At 57.8% G+C, this 19,156-nt stretch carries 17 protein-coding genes and 2 pseudogenes; 7 read left to right on the top strand and 12 right to left on the bottom strand.

Going from position 1 to position 19,156, the window contains the following annotated elements:
* The 4 genes from JNB88_RS23215 to JNB88_RS23200 all read right to left on the bottom strand — a co-directional run bounded on the left by JNB88_RS23215 (position 1) and on the right by JNB88_RS23200 (position 5,048).
* Entirely contained in the window at positions 1 to 1,002 is a 1,002-nt protein-coding gene (locus JNB88_RS23215; RefSeq protein ID WP_220357475.1) for an ABC transporter permease, read from the bottom strand.
* A complete protein-coding gene (locus tag JNB88_RS23210) occupies positions 995 to 2,494 on the bottom strand; it encodes a sugar ABC transporter ATP-binding protein (protein ID WP_220357474.1) in 1,500 nt (499 codons plus the stop codon). Before JNB88_RS23210 ends, JNB88_RS23215 begins: the two co-directional genes overlap by 8 nt.
* Positions 2,491 to 3,552: a sugar ABC transporter substrate-binding protein gene (locus tag JNB88_RS23205; protein WP_220357473.1), complete on the bottom strand. Its 1,062-nt coding sequence runs from the start codon at positions 3,550 to 3,552 to the stop codon at positions 2,491 to 2,493. Before JNB88_RS23205 ends, JNB88_RS23210 begins: the two co-directional genes overlap by 4 nt.
* Positions 3,553 to 3,620: 68 nt before the next feature.
* Positions 3,621 to 5,048 carry an arabinose isomerase gene (locus tag JNB88_RS23200; protein ID WP_220357472.1) on the bottom strand — a complete coding sequence of 476 codons (1,428 nt, stop codon included), beginning with the start codon at positions 5,046 to 5,048 and terminating at the stop codon, positions 3,621 to 3,623.
* Between the two features lie 261 nt (positions 5,049 to 5,309).
* Here JNB88_RS23200 and JNB88_RS23195 point away from each other — a divergent pair, with 261 nt between their 5' ends.
* The gene (locus tag JNB88_RS23195) at positions 5,310 to 6,188 is read left to right on the top strand and encodes a helix-turn-helix domain-containing protein (protein ID WP_220357471.1); all 879 of its coding nucleotides are present in this window, start codon (positions 5,310 to 5,312) and stop codon (positions 6,186 to 6,188) included.
* Between the two features lie 161 nt (positions 6,189 to 6,349).
* On the opposite strand, the gene JNB88_RS23190 is transcribed toward JNB88_RS23195, so the two are convergent.
* From JNB88_RS23190 to JNB88_RS23170, 5 genes are all read right to left on the bottom strand, one after another.
* The gene (locus JNB88_RS23190) at positions 6,350 to 6,853 is read right to left on the bottom strand and encodes a GNAT family N-acetyltransferase (RefSeq protein ID WP_037135441.1); all 504 of its coding nucleotides are present in this window, start codon (positions 6,851 to 6,853) and stop codon (positions 6,350 to 6,352) included.
* Positions 6,854 to 6,872: 19 nt separating this feature from the next.
* Positions 6,873 to 7,751 (bottom strand): carbohydrate ABC transporter permease, encoded by an 879-nt coding sequence (locus JNB88_RS23185; protein WP_037135442.1) that lies wholly within the window; start codon positions 7,749 to 7,751, stop codon positions 6,873 to 6,875.
* Between the two features lie 2 nt (positions 7,752 to 7,753).
* Positions 7,754 to 8,644, bottom strand: coding sequence for a carbohydrate ABC transporter permease (locus JNB88_RS23180; RefSeq protein WP_220357470.1), 891 nt, complete (start codon positions 8,642 to 8,644; stop codon positions 7,754 to 7,756).
* The gene (locus JNB88_RS23175) at positions 8,641 to 9,750 is read right to left on the bottom strand and encodes an ABC transporter ATP-binding protein (protein ID WP_220357469.1); all 1,110 of its coding nucleotides are present in this window, start codon (positions 9,748 to 9,750) and stop codon (positions 8,641 to 8,643) included. Before JNB88_RS23175 ends, JNB88_RS23180 begins: the two co-directional genes overlap by 4 nt.
* Before the next feature lie 91 nt (positions 9,751 to 9,841).
* Positions 9,842 to 11,098 (bottom strand): ABC transporter substrate-binding protein, encoded by a 1,257-nt coding sequence (locus tag JNB88_RS23170; protein ID WP_220357468.1) that lies wholly within the window; start codon positions 11,096 to 11,098, stop codon positions 9,842 to 9,844.
* A 178-nt stretch (positions 11,099 to 11,276) separates the two neighbouring features.
* Here JNB88_RS23170 and JNB88_RS23165 point away from each other — a divergent pair, with 178 nt between their 5' ends.
* The 4 genes from JNB88_RS23165 (at position 11,277) to JNB88_RS23150 (ending at position 14,905) form a co-directional block, all read left to right on the top strand.
* Entirely contained in the window at positions 11,277 to 12,056 is a 780-nt protein-coding gene (locus tag JNB88_RS23165; RefSeq protein WP_037135590.1) for a UTRA domain-containing protein, read from the top strand.
* Between the two features lie 684 nt (positions 12,057 to 12,740).
* Positions 12,741 to 12,935 (top strand): hypothetical protein, encoded by a 195-nt coding sequence (locus tag JNB88_RS33780; RefSeq protein ID WP_223217300.1) that lies wholly within the window; start codon positions 12,741 to 12,743, stop codon positions 12,933 to 12,935.
* A gap of 105 nt (positions 12,936 to 13,040) precedes the next feature.
* Complete coding sequence (locus JNB88_RS23155; RefSeq protein WP_220357466.1) at positions 13,041 to 13,283, top strand: hypothetical protein; 243 nt, start codon at positions 13,041 to 13,043, stop codon at positions 13,281 to 13,283.
* 689 nt (positions 13,284 to 13,972) lie between these two features.
* A complete protein-coding gene (locus JNB88_RS23150; protein ID WP_220357465.1) occupies positions 13,973 to 14,905 on the top strand; it encodes a LysR family transcriptional regulator in 933 nt (310 codons plus the stop codon).
* A 550-nt stretch (positions 14,906 to 15,455) separates the two neighbouring features.
* Here the strand turns inward: JNB88_RS23150 and JNB88_RS23145 are convergent.
* Positions 15,456 to 16,488 (bottom strand): annotated as a pseudogene (locus JNB88_RS23145) (IS110 family RNA-guided transposase).
* A gap of 135 nt (positions 16,489 to 16,623) precedes the next feature.
* Here JNB88_RS23145 and JNB88_RS34190 point away from each other — a divergent pair.
* Positions 16,624 to 16,983, top strand: a complete 360-nt coding sequence (locus JNB88_RS34190; RefSeq protein WP_262928086.1) for a transposase — start codon at positions 16,624 to 16,626, stop codon at positions 16,981 to 16,983.
* A gap of 109 nt (positions 16,984 to 17,092) precedes the next feature.
* A pseudogene (locus JNB88_RS34185) lies at positions 17,093 to 17,571 on the top strand (IS630 family transposase).
* A gap of 58 nt (positions 17,572 to 17,629) precedes the next feature.
* On the opposite strand, the gene JNB88_RS23135 reads toward JNB88_RS34185, so the two are convergent.
* Together JNB88_RS23135 and JNB88_RS23130 are read right to left on the bottom strand one after the other, a co-directional pair.
* Positions 17,630 to 18,214, bottom strand: a complete 585-nt coding sequence (locus JNB88_RS23135) for a sulfatase-like hydrolase/transferase (RefSeq protein ID WP_223217306.1) — start codon at positions 18,212 to 18,214, stop codon at positions 17,630 to 17,632.
* Between the two features lie 71 nt (positions 18,215 to 18,285).
* Positions 18,286 to 19,005 (bottom strand): GntR family transcriptional regulator, encoded by a 720-nt coding sequence (locus JNB88_RS23130; RefSeq protein ID WP_220357464.1) that lies wholly within the window; start codon positions 19,003 to 19,005, stop codon positions 18,286 to 18,288.
* Positions 19,006 to 19,156: the final 151 nt, after the last annotated feature.

Here is a 19,156-nt window from a genome sequence, read left to right as displayed (position 1 = left end):
TCAACGCCCCCCGACGAGTCGCTGCCGCAGCTGATCGAAGGAGACGGCAAGAATGAGCAGAAAACCGGTGGCGGCCTGCTGCCATGAAGAGTTGATGTTCATCAACGTCAGACCATTGTTCAGCACGCCGACGATCAAAAGACCGATCACCGTGCCGAACATCGAACCGGTGCCGCCCTTGAGCGATGTCCCGCCGAGGATGACAGCTGTGACAACCGCAAGTTCCAGGCCAAGACCTGTCGTGCCAGACGTCGATCCGAGCTGCGATGCGCTCATCAGCCCGCCGAGACCGATGAACGCGCCTGACAGCAGGAAGCTTAGAAATACCACGCGTTTCGTCTTGATCCCCACCAATCGCGCTGCATTCTCGTTGGCTCCGATCGCATAGATGGATCTGCCAAAAACCGTGCGCTTGAGGACAACGCCAACAACGATGGCAACCAGAACGAAGACCAGCGCGGAAAGCGGAATGTTGAAGAATGGGCGCCATATCGCCCAGTCGAAGTTCGCGATCAGCATGTTCTTGCCGCCGCCGATCGATTGCGTCAGGCCGCGGAAGATCGCCAACGTTCCAAGCGTGGTGATCAGTGCGTTGACGCCGATCCTGGTGACCAGGAAGCCGTTGATGACGCCAATACCCATGCCGACGAGCAACGCCAGAGCGCTTGCCGGAACGATTCCAATACTGTTGACAGTCAGGGCCATCACAAGTGCAACAAAGGCAACGCCACTGCCGACCGACAGATCGAACTGGCCGGCAATCAGGAGCATCGTTCCACCAGCCGCAAGGACGCCAGTGATCGACAGAGCGGTGATCACGTTGACCCAGTTTCCCCACGTCAGGAAGTACGGTGAGCTTAGCGAGAAGAAGACGATCTCGGCCAGCAGGAAGGCCAGCAGCGCGGCTGATTCCGGTGTCCTGCGCCAGAAGCTGATCTTGTCGCCATTTGCGTCGATATCCGTCATCGCGGTGATGGACTCGGATTGAAGCTTGTCATGCATGGACACCGCCTCCCGCGGCTTCGGTCAGGGTTTCGGTCGAAATACGGTCATGCGGAATTTCCGCGATCAGCTGCCCACGAACCAGGACCAGCGCGCGACTGGCGACTGCATTAATGTCCTCGTAGTCGGACGTCGCGATGATGATGGCATGGCCCTTGGATGCCAGGTCAGCAAGAACGCGATAGATCTCCTGTCGGGCGCCCACGTCGACCCCGCGTGTCGGCTCGGCCAGAACGAGGATCCTGGAGCCGGCCTCCAGCCAGCGGCCAAGCAGGACCTTCTGCTGATTGCCACCGGACAATTCTGTGATGGTCTGGGTGCCGGTCGGCTCTGCTTTGATGCGCAGCTCTCGATGCCAGCGGCTGTAGGCTGCACTTAGCCGCTCGGCCCTCAACATGCCGCAGCGCGAAAGTCGCGACCAGCTGGGCGCCGACAGGTTTTCAGCGAGCGTCATCGTGCGCAGCAGACCCTCTGTGGCACGGTCGGCGGGCAGGTGCCCGATGGAAGCGTCGATTGCCTCGGCCGGGTTACGGAAGCGCACAGGCTTGCCGTCGAGCAGAAGCGCGCCCCTGTCGAACGAGCTTGCCCCCACCAACGACGCTGAAAGCTCCTGAACGCCGGAGCCGACCTTGCCGTACATGCCGAGGATCTCGCCGGGTCGCAGCGAAAAGGAAATGTCCGAAAATGCATCGGATCCCAGCCGTTCAGCCTCAAGAATGGCCCTTGCCGAAGGCGAGGACGCCGGAACCGAATGGCGGGAATGGGCGATAGCGCGTCCAACCATGGCCTCGATCACTTGTTCCGGGTCGACCTGAGTCGTTGGACGATCAAGTGAAACGCGACCATCACGAAGCACGCAGACCCGGTCGGCCAGTGCAAAGACCTCATCGAGCCTGTGGGTGATGTAGAGAACGGCGACACCGCGCTTGGCCAGGCGACGGATCAGCTGAAAGAGCTTGCGCGCTTCGGCGTCCGAGAGGGCGGCGGTCGCCTCGTCGAAAATTATGCATTTCGAGGCGCCGATCGTGGCCCGGGCGATCTCGATGATCTGACGCTCCCCGAGTCTTAGATTTGCGACCTTCGCCGTCAGCGGCAGGTCGGCACCGAGGAGATCGAGTGCATCACGCGCCATCCTGTTCATGGCTCGAGGATCGAGAAGGCCGCGTTTGGTCGGCCATGTGCCGAGAACGATGTTTTCGGCGACCGTAAGCGTCGGGGCGTCGGCAATTTCCTGAGCTATTAGCCTTATGCCGGCCTGCCTTGCATCGCCCACCCCGTGGAAGGAAGATGCCTTGCCGTCGACGGATATCGTTCCTTCGTCTGGCCGGTGGTCACCGGCCAGAATACGTACGAAGGTCGATTTGCCGGCACCGTTCTCTCCGAGGAGCGCGGTGATCGTTCCGGCGGCAAGGTCAAGGTCCACGCCATGCAGGACCTCAACCGGGCCAAACGATTTCCGGATGCCGCGTACGGCAAGGAAGTCGGCGGTCATTTGCAGGCATACTCCGGATAGACCTTGGCGATATTTTCAGGCGTGATCAGCTCGTGTGGAACCAGGATCTGGTTGTTGATCTTCTCGCCCTTGATGGCCTTGACCAGATTGGGAACGATCAGATCGGCATAACGCTCCGGGAAATACGCAGCCGTTGCGATGAAATGCGGCGCGGTCCAGATCTGGCAATTGTCCGGATCGAAGTTCTGAACACCAAGATAAAGGTCCTGTGTTCGACCCTGAGTGCGCGCAGCCGCCAGTGCCGCCGTGATCACGTCTTCGTTGATGCCGACCGTGATGACCTTGGCTGCCCCCGGAAGCGCAGTCAACGTGTCGGTAACCTGGCGCTGTGCAGCGTCGGCCTGGCCGCCGGCTCCGGTGTCGATGATGCGCAGATTTTGGACCGGTCCGCAGACGGCCTCGAAGGCTTTGCGGATACCGCCCATGCGCTGATCGTTGACGACGCCTACAGCCGTCGATTCCAGCGAGACGAAAGCATCATATTCGCAATTGAAGTTCTTTGCGAAATACATGCCAAGCTCGTGGCCGACGATTTCCCCGGCATAGGAATTGGCTGCGCCGACGAAGGCGGTCTCACATGGCTTCTGTTCAATATCAATGGCAATGACCGGAACCTTCGGACCCTCGGCGCAGATATTGGCGGCAGCTGCGGCATCCGCCTGGAAGGTTACGAGACCATCGACGTTCTGCGTCTTGAACTGACGGACACAGGCAAGTGCCGTCGCCGCGTCCATCTTGGAATCGCAGGTTACAAGCTTGAAGCCGGCAGTCTCGGATGCCTTTTCCATGCCGCGCTGCAGGGCGTCGGTGAACGGAACGCCAAGAATGAGCTGCGTAAAGCCGAGAGTCAGGCCCTTGGCGCTGTCCGGTGCGATGGGCTCGAACTTTGCCACTTCGACAGGTGGGGTTGGCGCGGGCGCGTCGAGATGGATCTCGGCAGCACTCACTGTCTGGCCGGCGAGCGCAAGAGTGGCTGCAAAAACCATTCCACGCAGGCCGTGTCTGCGAGATCGATCTTTCGAATTCAACATTACCATGTCAGGTCCTCCTCACCTGTTGATCTGTTCTCCCGGACGATTAGGGTCACGGTCCTGCTTGAGCCTGTTCAGCAGACCTGGACCACCTCGAGATCCAGAAGCTTGCCGAGTTTTCCGATTTTTGTTGCGATATGTCCGACGCCGACTGCGCAATGGTGCGCCGGGCCTTCGGCATTCCAATTCTCGACGAAACGACGCGCGCCGATTGGGAACTTATAGCGGCTGTTGGTATTGCCGATCTCCAGGATCGGCCCTGGAACCGACTGTCCCTCAGCACACAAGAGAACAATGCGCCCCTCGCGCTCGACCACCGAAAGGAGCGTCACCGGCCCATGCTTGACGGACATTTCGACACTGACGCCTGATCCGACCTTCCCATGATAGACCTTGAGAGGCCGGATTTTTGTCTTTCCTTCGGCGACCATGATATGGCCAGGCCCGTCGTGGCCCATGAGGACGACATCATCGTTGAAATCCATGGCGTAGTATTCGGTGAAGGATCCGCCAGCGCCGAAACTGTCCATGATCTTCATGGCGTGCACGTTCTTGATCTCGTATTCACCAGCAACCGGTATGCCTTGTGCCGTCAGGAGAGAGCAACCGACGATGACCGAGGTGATCACGTCTTCATGCTCATGGCCGGGTGTGGATTCATAGTAATATGCAAGGGAGCCGAGTTTCCTGGCATCGATGAACTTGCTGAGCGCTACGGCCGTCTTGGCTGCCCTGCGCAGCTCGACTGGATCACAGTCCGGATCGATGTCGAACTCTTCCCCGATCACTGCGAGCAAGCTCGTGATGTCCGCTTCCGTCACTTCCCTTCGCAGGCGTGCCAATTCGTCGATCTCGACGACTTCGATATGTGTGCCGAAAGCCGCCGCGTGGGCAGTGAGGTCGGAGTAAATATCGAGCATGCCGTTGTAGTAGTGGCCCATGACGCCCAGTCTGTTGTGTGCCATTACATGAGCGACGCGCGCCGCATCGATCCAGTCGGCGACTTCCCGATCGACCTCCTCGTCGCCGTGCAGCATGCCGGTGATCTGATGGAACGCGATGCGTGACCGGCGGAAAACGTTGGCGATTTCCGGTACCGGGCAGGCGCCGCAATGGGCAAGCCATTCGCCGGTCATCCTTGTGCGGTCCCCGAGGTCGTTGAAGGTTCGGTAATCGATCGCCGCTTCCGGCTGCAGGTTCAGGATGACAACAGGAACCCGGGCTCGCCTAACGACCGGCAAGACCGTCGATGACAGCGCATAGGTGGTGACGTGCAGAAAAATAATGTCGACATCCGCTTCACGAAAGAGATGACCAGCATCAAGTGCTTTTTCTGGCGTATCGATCAGGCCAAGATTGATGACGTCGATATCAGGACGGGACAGTTTCTCGGCCATCTGCATGACATAGCCCGAAAGCCTTTGCTCTAGCCCCTCGAATTGGGGCCAGTATGTTGCCAGGCCAATTCCAAACAAGCCGACTTTCAATTTGCGTTCCGTCATGCCCGGCACGCCATTCGCAAACAACGCGCGGGACCTTGCAGCAGGCGCACGCCCGCCGCGCTCAAAAGCGATAACACTGTCTTGTCTCCTCCAGAGCCGCAAAACTGGGCTTGCGGCGTGGCTTTATGCCTTTAGCGGCAACTTGCGTTGCCGGTCCTATCCTCTGGATTAGAACCTAACACCCGAGATACGAGTTGACATCCCGGTCTTTTCTTCAAAAATGATCTGAAGCATACAAAAACTGATCCTTTGCGATGACCCATGACGCAGAATTATTTCGTCTATTTACCCGATAATCGGCTATGTTCTGCATGGGGTTGCACCGCGATCTCCACTGGGCATACGAAAATACTACCTCATTCCGTCTATCCCCCAATCCGCCATCCCGATGACCACCATTTCGACTGGAAGAGAGGCCGCATCCTGCAGGCCTACCAAGTGATTCTCATCGCTGAAGGGCGTGGCCTGTTCGAATTCGGACGTCGAGGCAGGAGCCAGCTGGTTGAGGCTGGATCGATCGTTCTTTTGTTTCCAGGCGTTTGGCATCGCTTTGCGCCGGATCCCGATCTCGGATGGACAGAAAACTGGATCGAATGCCGCAGCAGTGCGTTCGAGTTCGCGCGAATGGCGGGGCTGATCGATCCCACACGGTCGGTTCTGCCATCAACGCCGGAATTTGCTTCCATCTTCGAGAGGATCCACGGTCTGGCCGAAGATGAGGGGCTCGCCAATCAACCGCTCATTTCGACACTCGGTCTGCAGCTCCTTGCGTTGTTGTCCCAGCAAAAGGAGCTGGCATCAGCCGCCCCAGCAGATCGCCTCGTCGAGCGGGCACGCGTGATCTTGATGGAACGCTGTACACAGCGAATATCGGTCGAGGATGTCGCGCGCGAGCTCGGGGTCAGCTACTCATACTTCCGACGTGTCTTTCGCGAGAAGGCCGGTGTTTCTCCCAAGCAGCACCTGGTCTCGTTGAGAATACGCCGCGCCCAGGACATTTTTGCCAACACGGACAAATCCATCAAGGAGGTTGCCGGTCTTTTAGGGTTCAGCTCGGCCTTTCATCTGTCCACACAATTTCAGGACCTGGTGGGCTGCAGCCCTTCCCAGTACAAGGCGCAGTCGGTGGAATCTGAATGATCAACATGCGATCGCGAACTGAGCGGTGCCATTCTTGGCAAGGTCTTGCGGCATTCGTCACGTCTCGCAGAGGACCCAAAAGGTACTCTATCCGTGTTTAAAGCAGTCCCCCTTGCAACAGATAATGAGAGCACCGACCGGCGGGATCGCTTCGACCACGGCTAACTGTGTGATTGCGAGATTTCATCCGGCTCTGCCTCAGACAACATTCCCCGATATATTCCGGGGACCGACCCTTCGATTGGAATGGCGCCAACGCTCCGGCGGTAGAAATCCATGGGCCCGGCTCCGCCGATCACGCCATAGGCGTATCCTTGTGCGTACATATCGAGGAGCGTCGTCAAAAGCAGTGCGTGGCCGACACCCTGGCCGCGGGCAGCAGTGTCGACGCCCGTCGGCCCGAAAAAACCCTTTGCTGTTGCGTCGTGGCAGGCGAAGCCGATCAGCTTGCCGCTCTGGATCGCGATAAAGCAGGTCGGTGGCTGGCGCATAGTGGCTGCGGTTGCTTCGGAAGACCACCCAGCGCCGAAGCGGGGGGTGATCCAATCGGTCAGGGCCTTCAGTTCAGGTGGCAGGACGCGGCGGATCGTAATGCCTTGCCGTTGCATTTTCGCGTCAAGGGAAACATCCGTCGTGAGATCGTAGAGTTTGACAAGCATGTCCATGAAATTGGTCCTTTGATGGTCACCCCTTGACGGCGCCGGCTGTCAGGCCAGCAACGATGCGGCGCTGGAAGATCAGTACAACTGCTATCAGCGGCAACGTGACAGTCACCGAGGCAGCCATGATCTGTCCGAAGGGATATTCATAACGGTTGGTGCCGGCAATCAAACCGATCGCGACCGGCACGGTTCGGTTCTCGTCCGTCAGCGTAAACGTCAGGGCAAAGAGAAATTCGTTCCACGCCAGTATGAAGGCCAGGATACCCGTGCTTGCAAGTGATGGTCCCATCAGCGGCAGCAGTATCTTCAGAAGGATGCGAAGGTGCGAACAGCCATCGATGATCGCGGCCTCCTCCAACTCGCGTGGAAACTCGCGAATGAAGGTTGTCAGAATCCAGGTCGTGAACGGCACCGTTGACAGAAGATAGGTCAGTATGAGCGCGCTTGGACGGTTAAAGAGCCCAAGCCAGTTGATGAGCTCGAACATGCCTGAAAGCACGACGACCTGTGGAAAGATCGAGATCATCAGGATAACCATCAGGACGGCGCGCCGCTGTGGAAAGTCGATGCGTCCGAGTGCATAGGCCGCACTGATGCCGATCACCAGGGACAGGAAGGTTGTCGAGACCGCGACATAGGCGGAGTTCAGGAGTGATCCCATGAACACCGGATTGTCGATCAGTTGTCGATAGTAGGTGAAGTCGAGCGCTGGCAGAAGTACCGACCGATAGAGCGCTGCGCCCTGCTTCGTCGACGAAACGAAAGCCCAGTAATATGGGAACAGCGTGTAGATCAGCACCAGCAATAGAGCAAAGATTTGCAGCGCCCGAAGCGCTCGGCGTCGCGCCCTGTAGTAGGCGCTGGACTTGCGGACAGGGCGAGCTAGAGCAATGTCAGTCATGGTCAGTGCCCCGCTGCCTTGTCGAGGCGCAAGGCGCCGATAATGATGATCGCCACCAGGGCAACCAGCAGGAAGACCCAGGTCGAGGCCGCCGAACCGACACCGAGTTCCTGGAAGCTGATGAGGCGGTCGCGTGCGTAGATCGACACCGTCATGACCTTTTCGTTGCTTGCAGCAAGCACGTAGGAAAGGTCGAACATGCGAAGCGCATCGAGCACGCGAAATAGCACAGCCACTCCGATTGCCGGCCGCAGCATTGGGAGGGTGATCGACCAGAAGCGTTTCCAGGTCGGAATGCCATCGACTTCGGCGGCTTCGAAGATTTCCTGGGAAATCATCTGAAGCCCTGCGAGGATGAGCAAAACCATGAACGGGGTGGTCATCCAAACATCGATGAAGATGACGACACCCATGATCAACGAACCGCTCGCCGTCCAGGCGACACCATGATCGATGACACCAAGGGCTTCCAGCATCTTGTTGATGACACCAAACTGGTCGTTCAGCATCCATTCCCAGATCTTGGTCGAGACCACGACGGGGATCGCCCAGGGAACCAGGATGGCTGCGCGTGCAAGTCCGCGGCCGGGTATCGCCTCGTTGATGAGAAGGGCGATTGCCAGTCCAAGCGCTGTTTCAATTGCTACAGATATGATAGTGAAGGTCAGTGTGTTCCTGACGGCAATCCACCAAGTGTGGTCACTGAAAACCTCGATCAGGTTGTCGATGCCGACCATGGAGTAGACGCTGGGGTCGTCGAGATAGGCATCTGTAAAGGCGAAGAAGAATGTCCGCCCCAATGGCCAGACGGCGACAATGAGCATTGAGACAATGACCGGTACCAGGAAGAGCCAGGCAGCACGGTGATCGCGGCGGGCAAGGCGCGCGCTCATGGGAGGGCCCTCATTGTGCCTGGCGCCTCGATCGCCGGCAAAAGTCTCCTGCCGTCGGCGGCGAAGAGAAACACCGCATGGTCATCGAAGGCGAGTGCAGCTGGCTTGCCTATAGCGTCGCTACTGGGGGCGGCAGGTAGGCGAACAACCCAGATCGAACTGTCCCCAACCCGGCAATAGGCGAAGTGTTCATGTCCAAGGTCCTCGATGCGCTCGAGAACGCAATCTAGGCGACCGGTTCCAGACGGCACGAGGCGCAGCGCCTCCGGGCGAATGCCGATTTCACCAACCGGCACTCCATCGCTTTGCTGGCGCGCTATGGCCAGCCCGCCGGGCCCCACGATTTGCTCGGCGCCAGAGGATGCTCGTGTCTCGACAGCAAGGAAATTCATGCGCGGGCTGCCGATAAACCCTGCGACAAACCGATTGCCAGGTTGACGGTAAAGCTCCGAAGGCGTGCCGACCTGCTCGATCCTTCCGTGATTGAGAACAACGATCCGGTCCGCAAGCGTCATGGCTTCTGACTGATCGTGCGTCACGTAGATCATCGTTGTCTTGAGATCCGCATGAAGCTTGGCGATCTCCATACGCATTTCCATTCTCAGATCCGCGTCGAGATTGGAGAGCGGTTCATCGAACAGGAATATCTCGGGCTGCCGCACCAATGCCCGGCCGATCGCAACACGCTGGCGCTGGCCGCCGGACAGCTCTCTCGGCCGCCTGGAAAGCAGATGGTCGACCTTCAGCATGCGGGCAACCTGCTGCACCTTCTGAGCAATCGCTTCGCGTCGGATGCCCATGGTCTCGAGCGCAAAACCAATATTGCGGGCGACAGTCATATGCGGGTAGAGCGCATAGGATTGAAACACGAAAGCCACCCCGCGCTTGGAGGCGGGGACATCGGTGACATCGTCGCCACCAATCTTGACCGTTCCTGAGGAGGCGGAGATCAGGCCTGCCACGATGCGCAGCAGCGTGGATTTTCCGCATCCGGAGGGGCCGACGAAGACAACGAATTCACCATCGTCGATCTTCAGGTCTACATCATGAATAACACTGTGTGTTCCGAAGTTCTTCGAAACGGACTCCATCGAAACCGATGCCATCGTTCACCTTGGCTTGCGCATGGGGGCTCGACCGGCGCGGAGCGCCGGCTGCACAAGATGCGGGAGCAACGCTCCCGCATCTTTCCTTTAATCAACGGCTCTCTTTGAGTTTTTCCAGGCGCTTGGCGAGCGAAGCATAGCCGTCCTTCGCATCGCCGCTGCCGGACAGCATGTCATGCGTGGCGCGGTAGAAGGCCTGTGAGACACGGTTGTAGCTTGTGCCGGTGTAGCCGGACGGACGCACGGCGCTATCGGCGAACGCTTGCTGGTTGTCTTTCAGGAAGGGGATCTTTTCCAGAACTTCAGGATCGCTGTAGAGCGCCTGGATCGAGGGGTTGAGGGTTGCTTCTACTGCACGCATCTTCTGCATGTCAGGACCGGTGATGAAGTTCACGAAATCGGCAGCGACCTCAGGCTTGGCGCTGTACTTGGAGACACCATAGTACATCGGCCCAAGGCATCCGCTGGATTTCTGACCGTCCTTGCCGACCGGAAGCGGCATGACGCCCACCTTGTCGATGATCGAGCTGCCTTCCTTGTGGGACGTGCCCCAGACGTAGGGCCAGTTACGGTGGAAAACGGCGTCGCCCGATTCAAAGACGGCACGCGATGCTTCCTCGTCGTAGTTCAGAACGCCCTCCGGGCTGATCGACCCGATCCAACCCTTGGCCTTTTCGATCGCTTCAACTGCCTGCGGGTTGTCAATAGTCACCTTGCCGTCGTCCGCGATGATCGTGCCGCCGCCGTTCGATGCAATCAACTCGATCGCATCGCAGGTCAGGCCTTCATAGCTTTTTGCTTGCCAGGCGTAGCCCCACATCTTGGCGTTGCCGGCCGCGCGCTCCTTGTCCTGAATATCCTTTGCGGTGGCAGCGAGCTCATCCCAGGTCTTCGGCGGCTGCTTGCCATACTTTTCCAACAAGTCCTTGCGGTAGAACATCAGGCCGACGTCCATATAGGCTGGCATCGCGACCAGGTTGTCATCCAGCTTGGCGGCGTTGAGTGTAGAGGCGAAGTGCTTGTCCTGATCGGCCGCAGGAATCATAGTCTTCAGATCAAGCAGGTTGGCCTTGAACATCCCAAGCCAGATGACGTCGAGAAACAGGACGTCGATGTCCTTGGACTTCGCCGCCAGCAATTGCTGGTAAAGCGGAATCGCGTCGTCGAGGAGGGCCGGCATCTTGTTGATCTTTGCTTCGTTGCCGGTCTTCGCCTTCCAGGCGTCGGCAACCTTGGTGCAAAGTTCGAACTCAGTCGGTGCGCAGAAAACGGAGATGCTTTCCGCATGCGCGGCACTGGCCCAAAGGCCGGCATAGACTGCAACCGCAGTAAGGCATTTCTTCAACATGAGCTGTTCCTGTCTTTATCACACTTGAGCTGTGGGGAACTCTATGGTTCCTGAGCCTAATAGGACTGGTTATGACCAGTCATGTCAACTGGACTCTTCTGTCTCTTGTGGGCAAAGATGCGAAAGCACAAACAGGCACCGACGCAGGGAGCAGCGCAACGTGACAAGCCGTCAGCCGGTGGCAGCGAAGCAAAGGCACGCAGCAATCGATCGGACCGATCCTCGTCCGCTTCATCAGCAGGTCTATGAAGACCTGCTGGCGACCATCCGGGAAGGGAAGGTGCCATTGCGCGGCAAGCTACCCTCCGAGCGGGAACTCGTTTCACTCTACGATGTCAGTCGCATCACAGTGCGCCACGCGGTGCGCGAACTGATCCGCCAGGGTGTTGTCCAAAGCCAGCCGGGCAAGGGCCTGTATGTTGCGGAAAACGGTGGGGGGTTTGAGCTCGAGGTTCTCAGAAGCTTTACCAGCACCGCAATGGCAAGCGGTCGTGCACCGGGACATCGCCTCCTAGCGATGGAGGTGATCAAAGCCTCTCTCGACATCACGCGGCCGCTGCTCCTTCCTCCCGGGTCGGATGTGATCGTGCTATCGCGCCTTCGACTGCTGGACGGCGTGCCTGTCGTGCTCCAGACCGACTGGATATCAGCCTCCCGCGCGCCGGGACTGACAGGCATGGACTGGACGGTCGCAAACCGATCGCTCTATGCCGAGTTGCGCGAAGTCTATGGTATCCAGCCGCGACGGGGGCAGACGACACTCAGCGCACGCCTGGCCAGTTCAGACGAGGCTGCGATGCTTGAACTTGCCTCACCTTCAGCCGTACTCACTGTCGACCAAATTGCCTTTGACGAGCGGGACCGGCCGATCAATATGACTGCCCTGGTTCATCACCCTGGCCGTTATCCGCTCACTCTCCTGCAGTCTGCGACTGGCGACTTTCGTCAATACTGGTAGATGCGGTTGAGTTTTAGGCCTGAGGGAAGTGGTTTGCGATCCGCTGGCATGTCCTTGGACGCCAGTCGATAACCGAAATAGACGGCGCACGATCACATCCTCGTCGCAGAGGTCCTTTCGAGCCCCCAATTTTCCAAGGGGATGGCCGTGTTGATCGCGGGTGCGTTTGCTCGCTGTCTTCGCCGCGGCAACGGAAGGCTCCATCAATTTGCAGGGTTGCCAGACCCTTGAAATCGGAACACTCAGTTGAAGTCGCACGGCTTAGTCAGAAGCTTCACTCGGTGAGTGGCGTCGACCCGTCCCGTGTAACCGTCCAGGCGACGTTGTCATCCGTCGAAGCGACGCACGTACGTCATTTTCCGCTTCGCAAGTGCGGGAATTATCATATTATTCAAAACGCTAAAAAATCTCAAAAATCAGTTGCTTGCCGAGATTTTCTCGAATACGTTTTCTCGTGGGAGAGGTACCCTACATCAAAACTTGATGCTTGGGCTCGGCGTCGATGACCACGCTCGAGGGAGGATAAGACGTTGCTTCAGCGACTTTGTTTCTTCGCCAATTTGCGGCGAGTGTGCCATTGCGTTTCGACCCTATATCGAGCCGCATCGTCGCTCTGACACGTCGTAAATCCATCACCGAAAATTGCTTATGGTCCGCACGATAAGTGTGTACTCGGGGTTTGCCATGCAAAAACAGGCTGTCATATTCAACGGTCAGGAAGTCGGGATCGCTGTTCCCGTAGAAAGCCGTCTGAAGTTCATCGCTGTCCGATTCAGTGTCATTGATCTGGACAACAGGCTCTTCGATACGGTTACCGAAATCCGGCGCGCTATTGTTGCGCATCTTGCGAACGATGGAGGACAGACGGTCGCTTCGTAATAGACGCCAGATCGTCTGGCGGTGCCAATCAATCGGCTGGGGACCGGCGCGCTCGCTACAGGTCCGGGCTCAGCATCAACGTTTGTTTCTTGGGGGAGATGAGGAATGCTAGTCACGAGTATCCTGGAAGCCGATTTGGCCGTACTCTCGCTTTCCGTTCAGTCGTGGTACCGACATTACAAGGCTAAGCCAGATGACAGGACGTCGGAAGTCATCTGCAGCGCCGCAGTCGACCTTTTCAACCGCGGTCATCGTACGCAAGAAGAACTCACCGGGATGCTTATTGCTCGGTTTCCTGGTGTGCCCGTCGCTCATGTCAATGCGCCGACATCGGTTGCTGTTCACTAGCCTAAAACGTCGGTAGTGCCTCGTTCCTGCGTTTGGAGGCTGTTTTGTTTCGGCCCACGGAAGGGGCAAGAGCATCAACGACAGGCATAGCCGGGCTTGCTTCTTGGGGCGTATGTCAGGCACGTCCATGCCGCCTATACGAGCCCAGCGCCGCACAGCGTTGACTGGTCGCACCTTCATCAGACGTTACAGATTGTCCTTTTGTACTCATTGTTGACGCGCGGAGCGCCTCTGGCGGGGCATGCCGGAGAAGGTGGTTCTTCGCAGGACGCGCTTTTGTTGGGCCGGAGGGTCGAGCGTGGAGCCTAAACACGCGCATCAGCGCGCACCTTCATCGCGTGATCGTAGCCGCACTCCGATCCCCCCTGAAGACATTTCGCCTTCATCTTGAAAAACGACACCCGCTGCTTCGAAAGTCAATTTCAGGAGGCGGAGATTGCTTTCACGCATTTCGCCGCCCTTCTCGAATGCGCGTATGGAGACCGCGCTTATTGCTGTCCGCCCAGCAAGGTCATTCTGGGTCCAGTCCAAAAGCGCTCTGGCGGCGCGACATTGAGGTGGCTTTAGCATAAAACTTTCGTTTTTAGAAAGTTGAGTATTGAAAACAAAACAGACGCGTGATAGGACGCTCTAACTTATCTTTTGCGAGGCATCGTTGCAATAAAGGGCACGTGCGTCGGAGGTGGTCTATGGAATTGCGCCAACTCTCGTACTTCAAGGCAGTGGCCGAGGAACTGCACTTCGGCAGGGCGGCAGCCAAGATGCGGATTGCCCAGCCAGCGCTGAGCAATCATGTCATGTCGCTGGAACGGGAGCTTGGCTGCGCGCTCTTCATCCGCTCGACCAGACGGGTCGAACTGACCAGGGCAGGGGAGACGTTCTACGATCGCTGTGTGCGTATCCTCAGCGAGGTCGAGCTCGGCACCGAGCTGACGAGGGCGGCCGGCGGTAGCCGCATCCGCCAGATCAGGATCGGCACCGTCTATCCCGCCACCATCGGCATGCTGCCGACATTCCTGTCGAAGATCGCCCGCAAGTTCCCCGATGTCCGCATCCATATCTCATCGGGCAATACCGGCGACATCATCCGCAACCTGGAGAGTGGCCAGATCAATCTTGGCTTCATCCGCCCGGTGGAAAACATCGGCTCACTGCGCTTCTTCTCGATTGCCCATGAGCGCTACTATCTGGCCGTTGGCCATTCCAATCCGCTGGCAAAGCGCGATGACATTTCGATCGATGATCTGCGCGACCAGAAGATCATCGCCTTCAACCGGCAGAACCTGTCGTTCACGGAACGGTACTTCAATGAGAAGTTCGAGGAATACGACCTGACCAAGAACATCGCCTACTCCTGCGATGACACCTGGTCGCTGGTATCACTGGTCTCGGCCGGTCTTGGCATCGGCTTTGCGCCGGAATGGACGCTTGAGCTGCCGAACCGCGCCTTTGAGCTCAAGAAGGTGAGGGGGATCGACTTCCGGATCGGGCTTGGTGTTGCCTGGAATAAGGAGGATCCAACAGCTTCCCGTGACGACATCGTCGATATCGCACGGTCTTTAGCCAGGCCGGGGCGCGGAATAGCGGACAAAGTTTCCCCGGCCGTTACAGCCGATCGGTAGGACGTTAAACTCCGCGATATCATAACGGTGGCCGGTGATAGATTGCGGACTGTCATGTCCTCGACCATCCGGCGCCGTAGAGGGCTTATCTCGGCCATCTGGGTCTCCTGTCGGAAGGTGGGTTCGCAACACCTTCATCCTCTCAGCCAAGAGGCCATTCTCAAAGTCAGCTCAAATCCGCCGCGATTAGCGGCTTAGTTCAACCCTGAATCACGTAAGATGCGATACGCTTTAGTGTTACCACTAGAGCGTTTCCGTGTTTTTCTGAATCGACAGCGATTCCCATATGTGGAACGGCTCTGCGGTCAAGGTGTTCAATCGTTGATATTCCGAGGGCTGGTGCGCCCATATGTCCGGCCTTTTCGCGCAGCAATTGGGCTACTGGCCTTGATGACGTTCGCGACTGGAGTGACCTAAACAAATCAGCGAGCTCGAAGCACGTTGGGAATCACGGTCTTGATCCAATCCGGATGTCTTTCCTCGGGGTCATCATTGATCTTGCACCTTGGGCCTCAGCTTGTCAGCGACGACAAGCGATCTGCATTCGGTCCTAGGCCGCCATCGTTTCGTTCGCCGTGCTATGGAATTGACCACCTCTCACTAGAAGAGCCCAAACAATGCGGGCCATCTTGTTGGCCAGCGCAATGGCGGCGACTTTATATGGCCTGCGCCTCAGCAACTCAGTTAGCCAGGCTGAGGCCTTTGCGCCTCGACGTGCGTGCTGGATAACGGCGGACGCTCCCACAACCAAAAGAGATCGTAAGACCGGGTTTCCCATTTTTGAGATTCTTCCCAATCTGGTTTTCCCGCCTGTGGAATTTGATTTCGGGGTCAGGCCTATCCAAGCCGCAAAATGACGCCCAGACTTGAAGGCCTTTGGGTCGGGTACAAATGCCGCGATGGAGCTGGCAGTGATTGGACCCACACCTGGAATTGAGGTCAGCCGGCTCAATGTCGCATCCTGTCGGCTTTCGCGGATCATGTGCTTCTCCAACTTAACGATCTCCGACGTGTAGGCCTCTATCTGATGGGTCAGGGGCAACAGGGCGATGCGGGCCAAGGGCGGCAAGCGGGCATCATCCTCGTCACGGACGATGGCGGCAAGGTCGTCGATCTTTCCCACACCTCTGGATGTGGTAATGCCCTTCGGTAAGATGACCGCGCAAAGCGTTGATCGTTTGGGTGCGCTGCCGAACCAGCAGGTCTCTTGCCTTCAAGAGCATAGCCGTCGCTTGCTGGCCGACGGTCTTGAGCGGCACAAAACGCATCGACGGTCGGCCTACAGCTTCGCATATCGCCTCAGCGTCTGCCGCGTCATTCTTGCCTCTTTTGACATAGGGCTTCACGTAAGCAGGTGGGATCAACCGAACTTCATGTCCGAGAGCCTTGATCTCTCGTGCCCAGTAATGAGCGCCTCCGCACGCCTCCAATCCAACGACACACGACGGGATCTTCCTGAAGAACCTCAAAACCTCAGAGCGTCGAAGCTGCCTACGAAGGATTGTCGTCCCTTCGTTGTCTACTCCATGCAACTGAAAGACTTGTTTGGCCGTGTCGAGACCGATTGTCGTGATCAAAGTCATAAGAACGCTCCAAGCTGTTTACCGAACAGGATGCTCGGCCTCTTTTCAGGATAGGGTGGGAGCAGAGCCGTTCCACAACATCAAATCAGTTTTGTTCTGATTCATTGATGCTGGCTGGATGGAGGCCAGCATCCGATGACCGCACCGATATCGAATGATCTTCGCGAGCGCGTTGTTGCCGCCGTACTGAGTGGCGAAAGCGTTCGTTCAGTGGCGATGCGGTTTGAAGTTGCCGCGTCTTCAGTCGTGAAATGGTCGCAGCGTCATCGTGCGACCGGATCGGTTCATCCCGGCAAGATGGGCGGCCATCGCAAGCGGATACTCGAACCGCATCGTGATGTCATTGTGCAACGGCTCGCCGAGAACCCGCACCTGACACTCCATGGCCTGAAGGCGGAGCTGTCCGAGCGGGGGATTTCCGTCTCGCACAATACGATCTGGGAATTCCTTCGCAGCGAAGGGCTGCGCTTCAAAAAAAACACTGTTCGCCCTTGAGCAGGCTCGTGCCGATGTCGCTCGCAGAAGACAGCGGTGGAAGGCCCTGCAAAATCATCTCGATCCCGAACGGCTGGTCTTCATTGATGAGACCTGGATCAAGACCAACATGTCGCCGATCAGGGGCTGGGGGCCAAAAGGCAAGCGACTGCGGGCATTTGCACCGCATGGCCACTGGCGCACGCTGACATTCCTGGGCGCCTTGAGAAACGATCGGCTTACAGCACCCTGTGTCTCGATGGACCGATGAACGGCCAGTGCTTCCGCGCCTATGTCGAGCAGCAGTTGGTGCCGGTGCTCAAGCCAGGCGACATCGTCGTCATGGACAATCTCGGCAGCCACAAGTCCGCAACCATCCGTCAATTGATCAAAGCCGCCGGTGCGCGGCTCTGGTTCCTGCCGCCCTATTCGCCAGACCTCAATCCGATCGAACAGGCCTTCTCCAAGATCAAACATTGGATGAGAAATGCACAAAAGCGCACCGTCCACGACACATGGCGGTATATTGGCAGGCTGGTCGAAACCATCCAGCCCGCCGAATGCCAGAACTATCTCGAAAATGCCGGATATGGTTCCGTTAAAAGATGAAACGCTCTAGGACTCACAGTCAGCAGACCGTCATCGCAAGACGGCCTTCACCGTGGGCTTACGGTACAAAGGCGAGTGGCGAACCTGCTGTGATGAGGGGCTCCCGACGAACACTGGCGGCAAAATCCTTTAGAATCCGTCCGAATGAACGGCTGTCCAGGAGTGGATGTAAGGCAGATCGATGGCGTTCCGCTCTTTCGGGTCGACGAGCAGATTGATGATATGCGGGCTGGCAAGCTTGAGTGAGGGTCCCAGCGACGTTCGCTACGTGTACATCGCCATTTTGAAGTTTTTCCATTTCACTCCGTACAGCACGTCTCCCATCCAGAATGGAAATCCCTCTCGCGCAGATTTGCTGCGCTGATGAATACCGTCGACCACCCGGCCAGAGGGGGGACCGGAGCCCCGCCCAACTCAGCAGGGTCGTGAACATGTCGGTGATGTGAACCACCTCGTTGCTTTGTCTGCCGCTTGGGACCTGTCCCGGCCATCGAATAAGGCAAGGCGTTCGAAGCGACCCCTCCATTCCGGTAAAGTATGATCCGTCTAAGAAGCCAGGGTGGCCGCGCCACGGCTCCAGTTCTTGCGGACCGTTGTCACCGGAGAACACGACGACGGTATCGTCCGCTACGCCAAGGCTCATCGAGTGTTTCGAGAATAGCGCCGAAATCGCCGTCGAGTTCCAGAAGGCAATCCGCGGAATCACCGTGCCGATCAGGATCTTGTAGCGTTCGCGCTCAGCTTGCGGTTTCGGGCGGCGCGCATGTGTTCCACGATATGGCGTCCCGAACCCAGGATATGCGTGCGCACCACCTCGGCCGCCCCGGCAGCGTCCTGCGCCTTGATTTTCTCGATGATCTGGCGATGCTCGGTGAGGATTTCCTTGCGCCGCACCATCGAGTAGGGAAAGCGCCGTGCGATGGCCCGAAGGATTTCGCGGTGCCGCCACCAGAGGTCGGCGGCGTGGCGGTTATAGTGGCCGTCGTAGACGATCTGGTGGAAGCGCGTGTCGAGCTCGGAGTGGCGCAGCGGATCCTCGAAGCCCAGCGCCTCGATCTCATCCTGAACCGCTTCCAGCTTCTTGATCGCCTCGTCCGTGGCGATGCTGACGAACCAGGCTGTCAGATAGGGCTCGATCAGCGCCTCGACCTCGTAGATGTCACGGGCGAAATCCTCATCGATGGGGCGAACCCGGGCGCCCCGATTGGGCGTGATGATCACGTAGCCTTCACCCCGCAATTGCTGCAGCGCCTCGCGCACCGGATTGGTGCTGGTTCCGTAGCGGCTGGCGAGGGCTGTCACCTTCAGCCGCTCGTTGGCCTCGAGCCGTCCCTCAAGGATATCACGCAGGATCTGATCGTAGATGCTTACCTCCGCGTAGGGTTCGGCGGTCAGCAAAGAGGGTGGGGGCGGTGAGGGAAGGATTGAACTCATGGGCTAGTCTTAAGCGAATCTGTGTCGTACGCCAATTGCAAAATATTACTCTGATATTGACAGATAATGTACAATCTGAAAAGGATCACGCATCAGCGCATTAGAAAGCTGAAAAGTTCGATGGAGAAAGAGGACTTTTCTGCAATCAAGA

The sequence above is a fragment of the Rhizobium cauense genome (assembly GCF_019511525.1).
GTDB classification, from domain to species: Bacteria; Pseudomonadota; Alphaproteobacteria; order Rhizobiales; family Rhizobiaceae; genus Rhizobium; species Rhizobium cauense.
The sequence above is the reverse complement of the archived record's forward strand: the minus strand, read 5'-3'. Positions and strand labels throughout refer to the sequence as shown.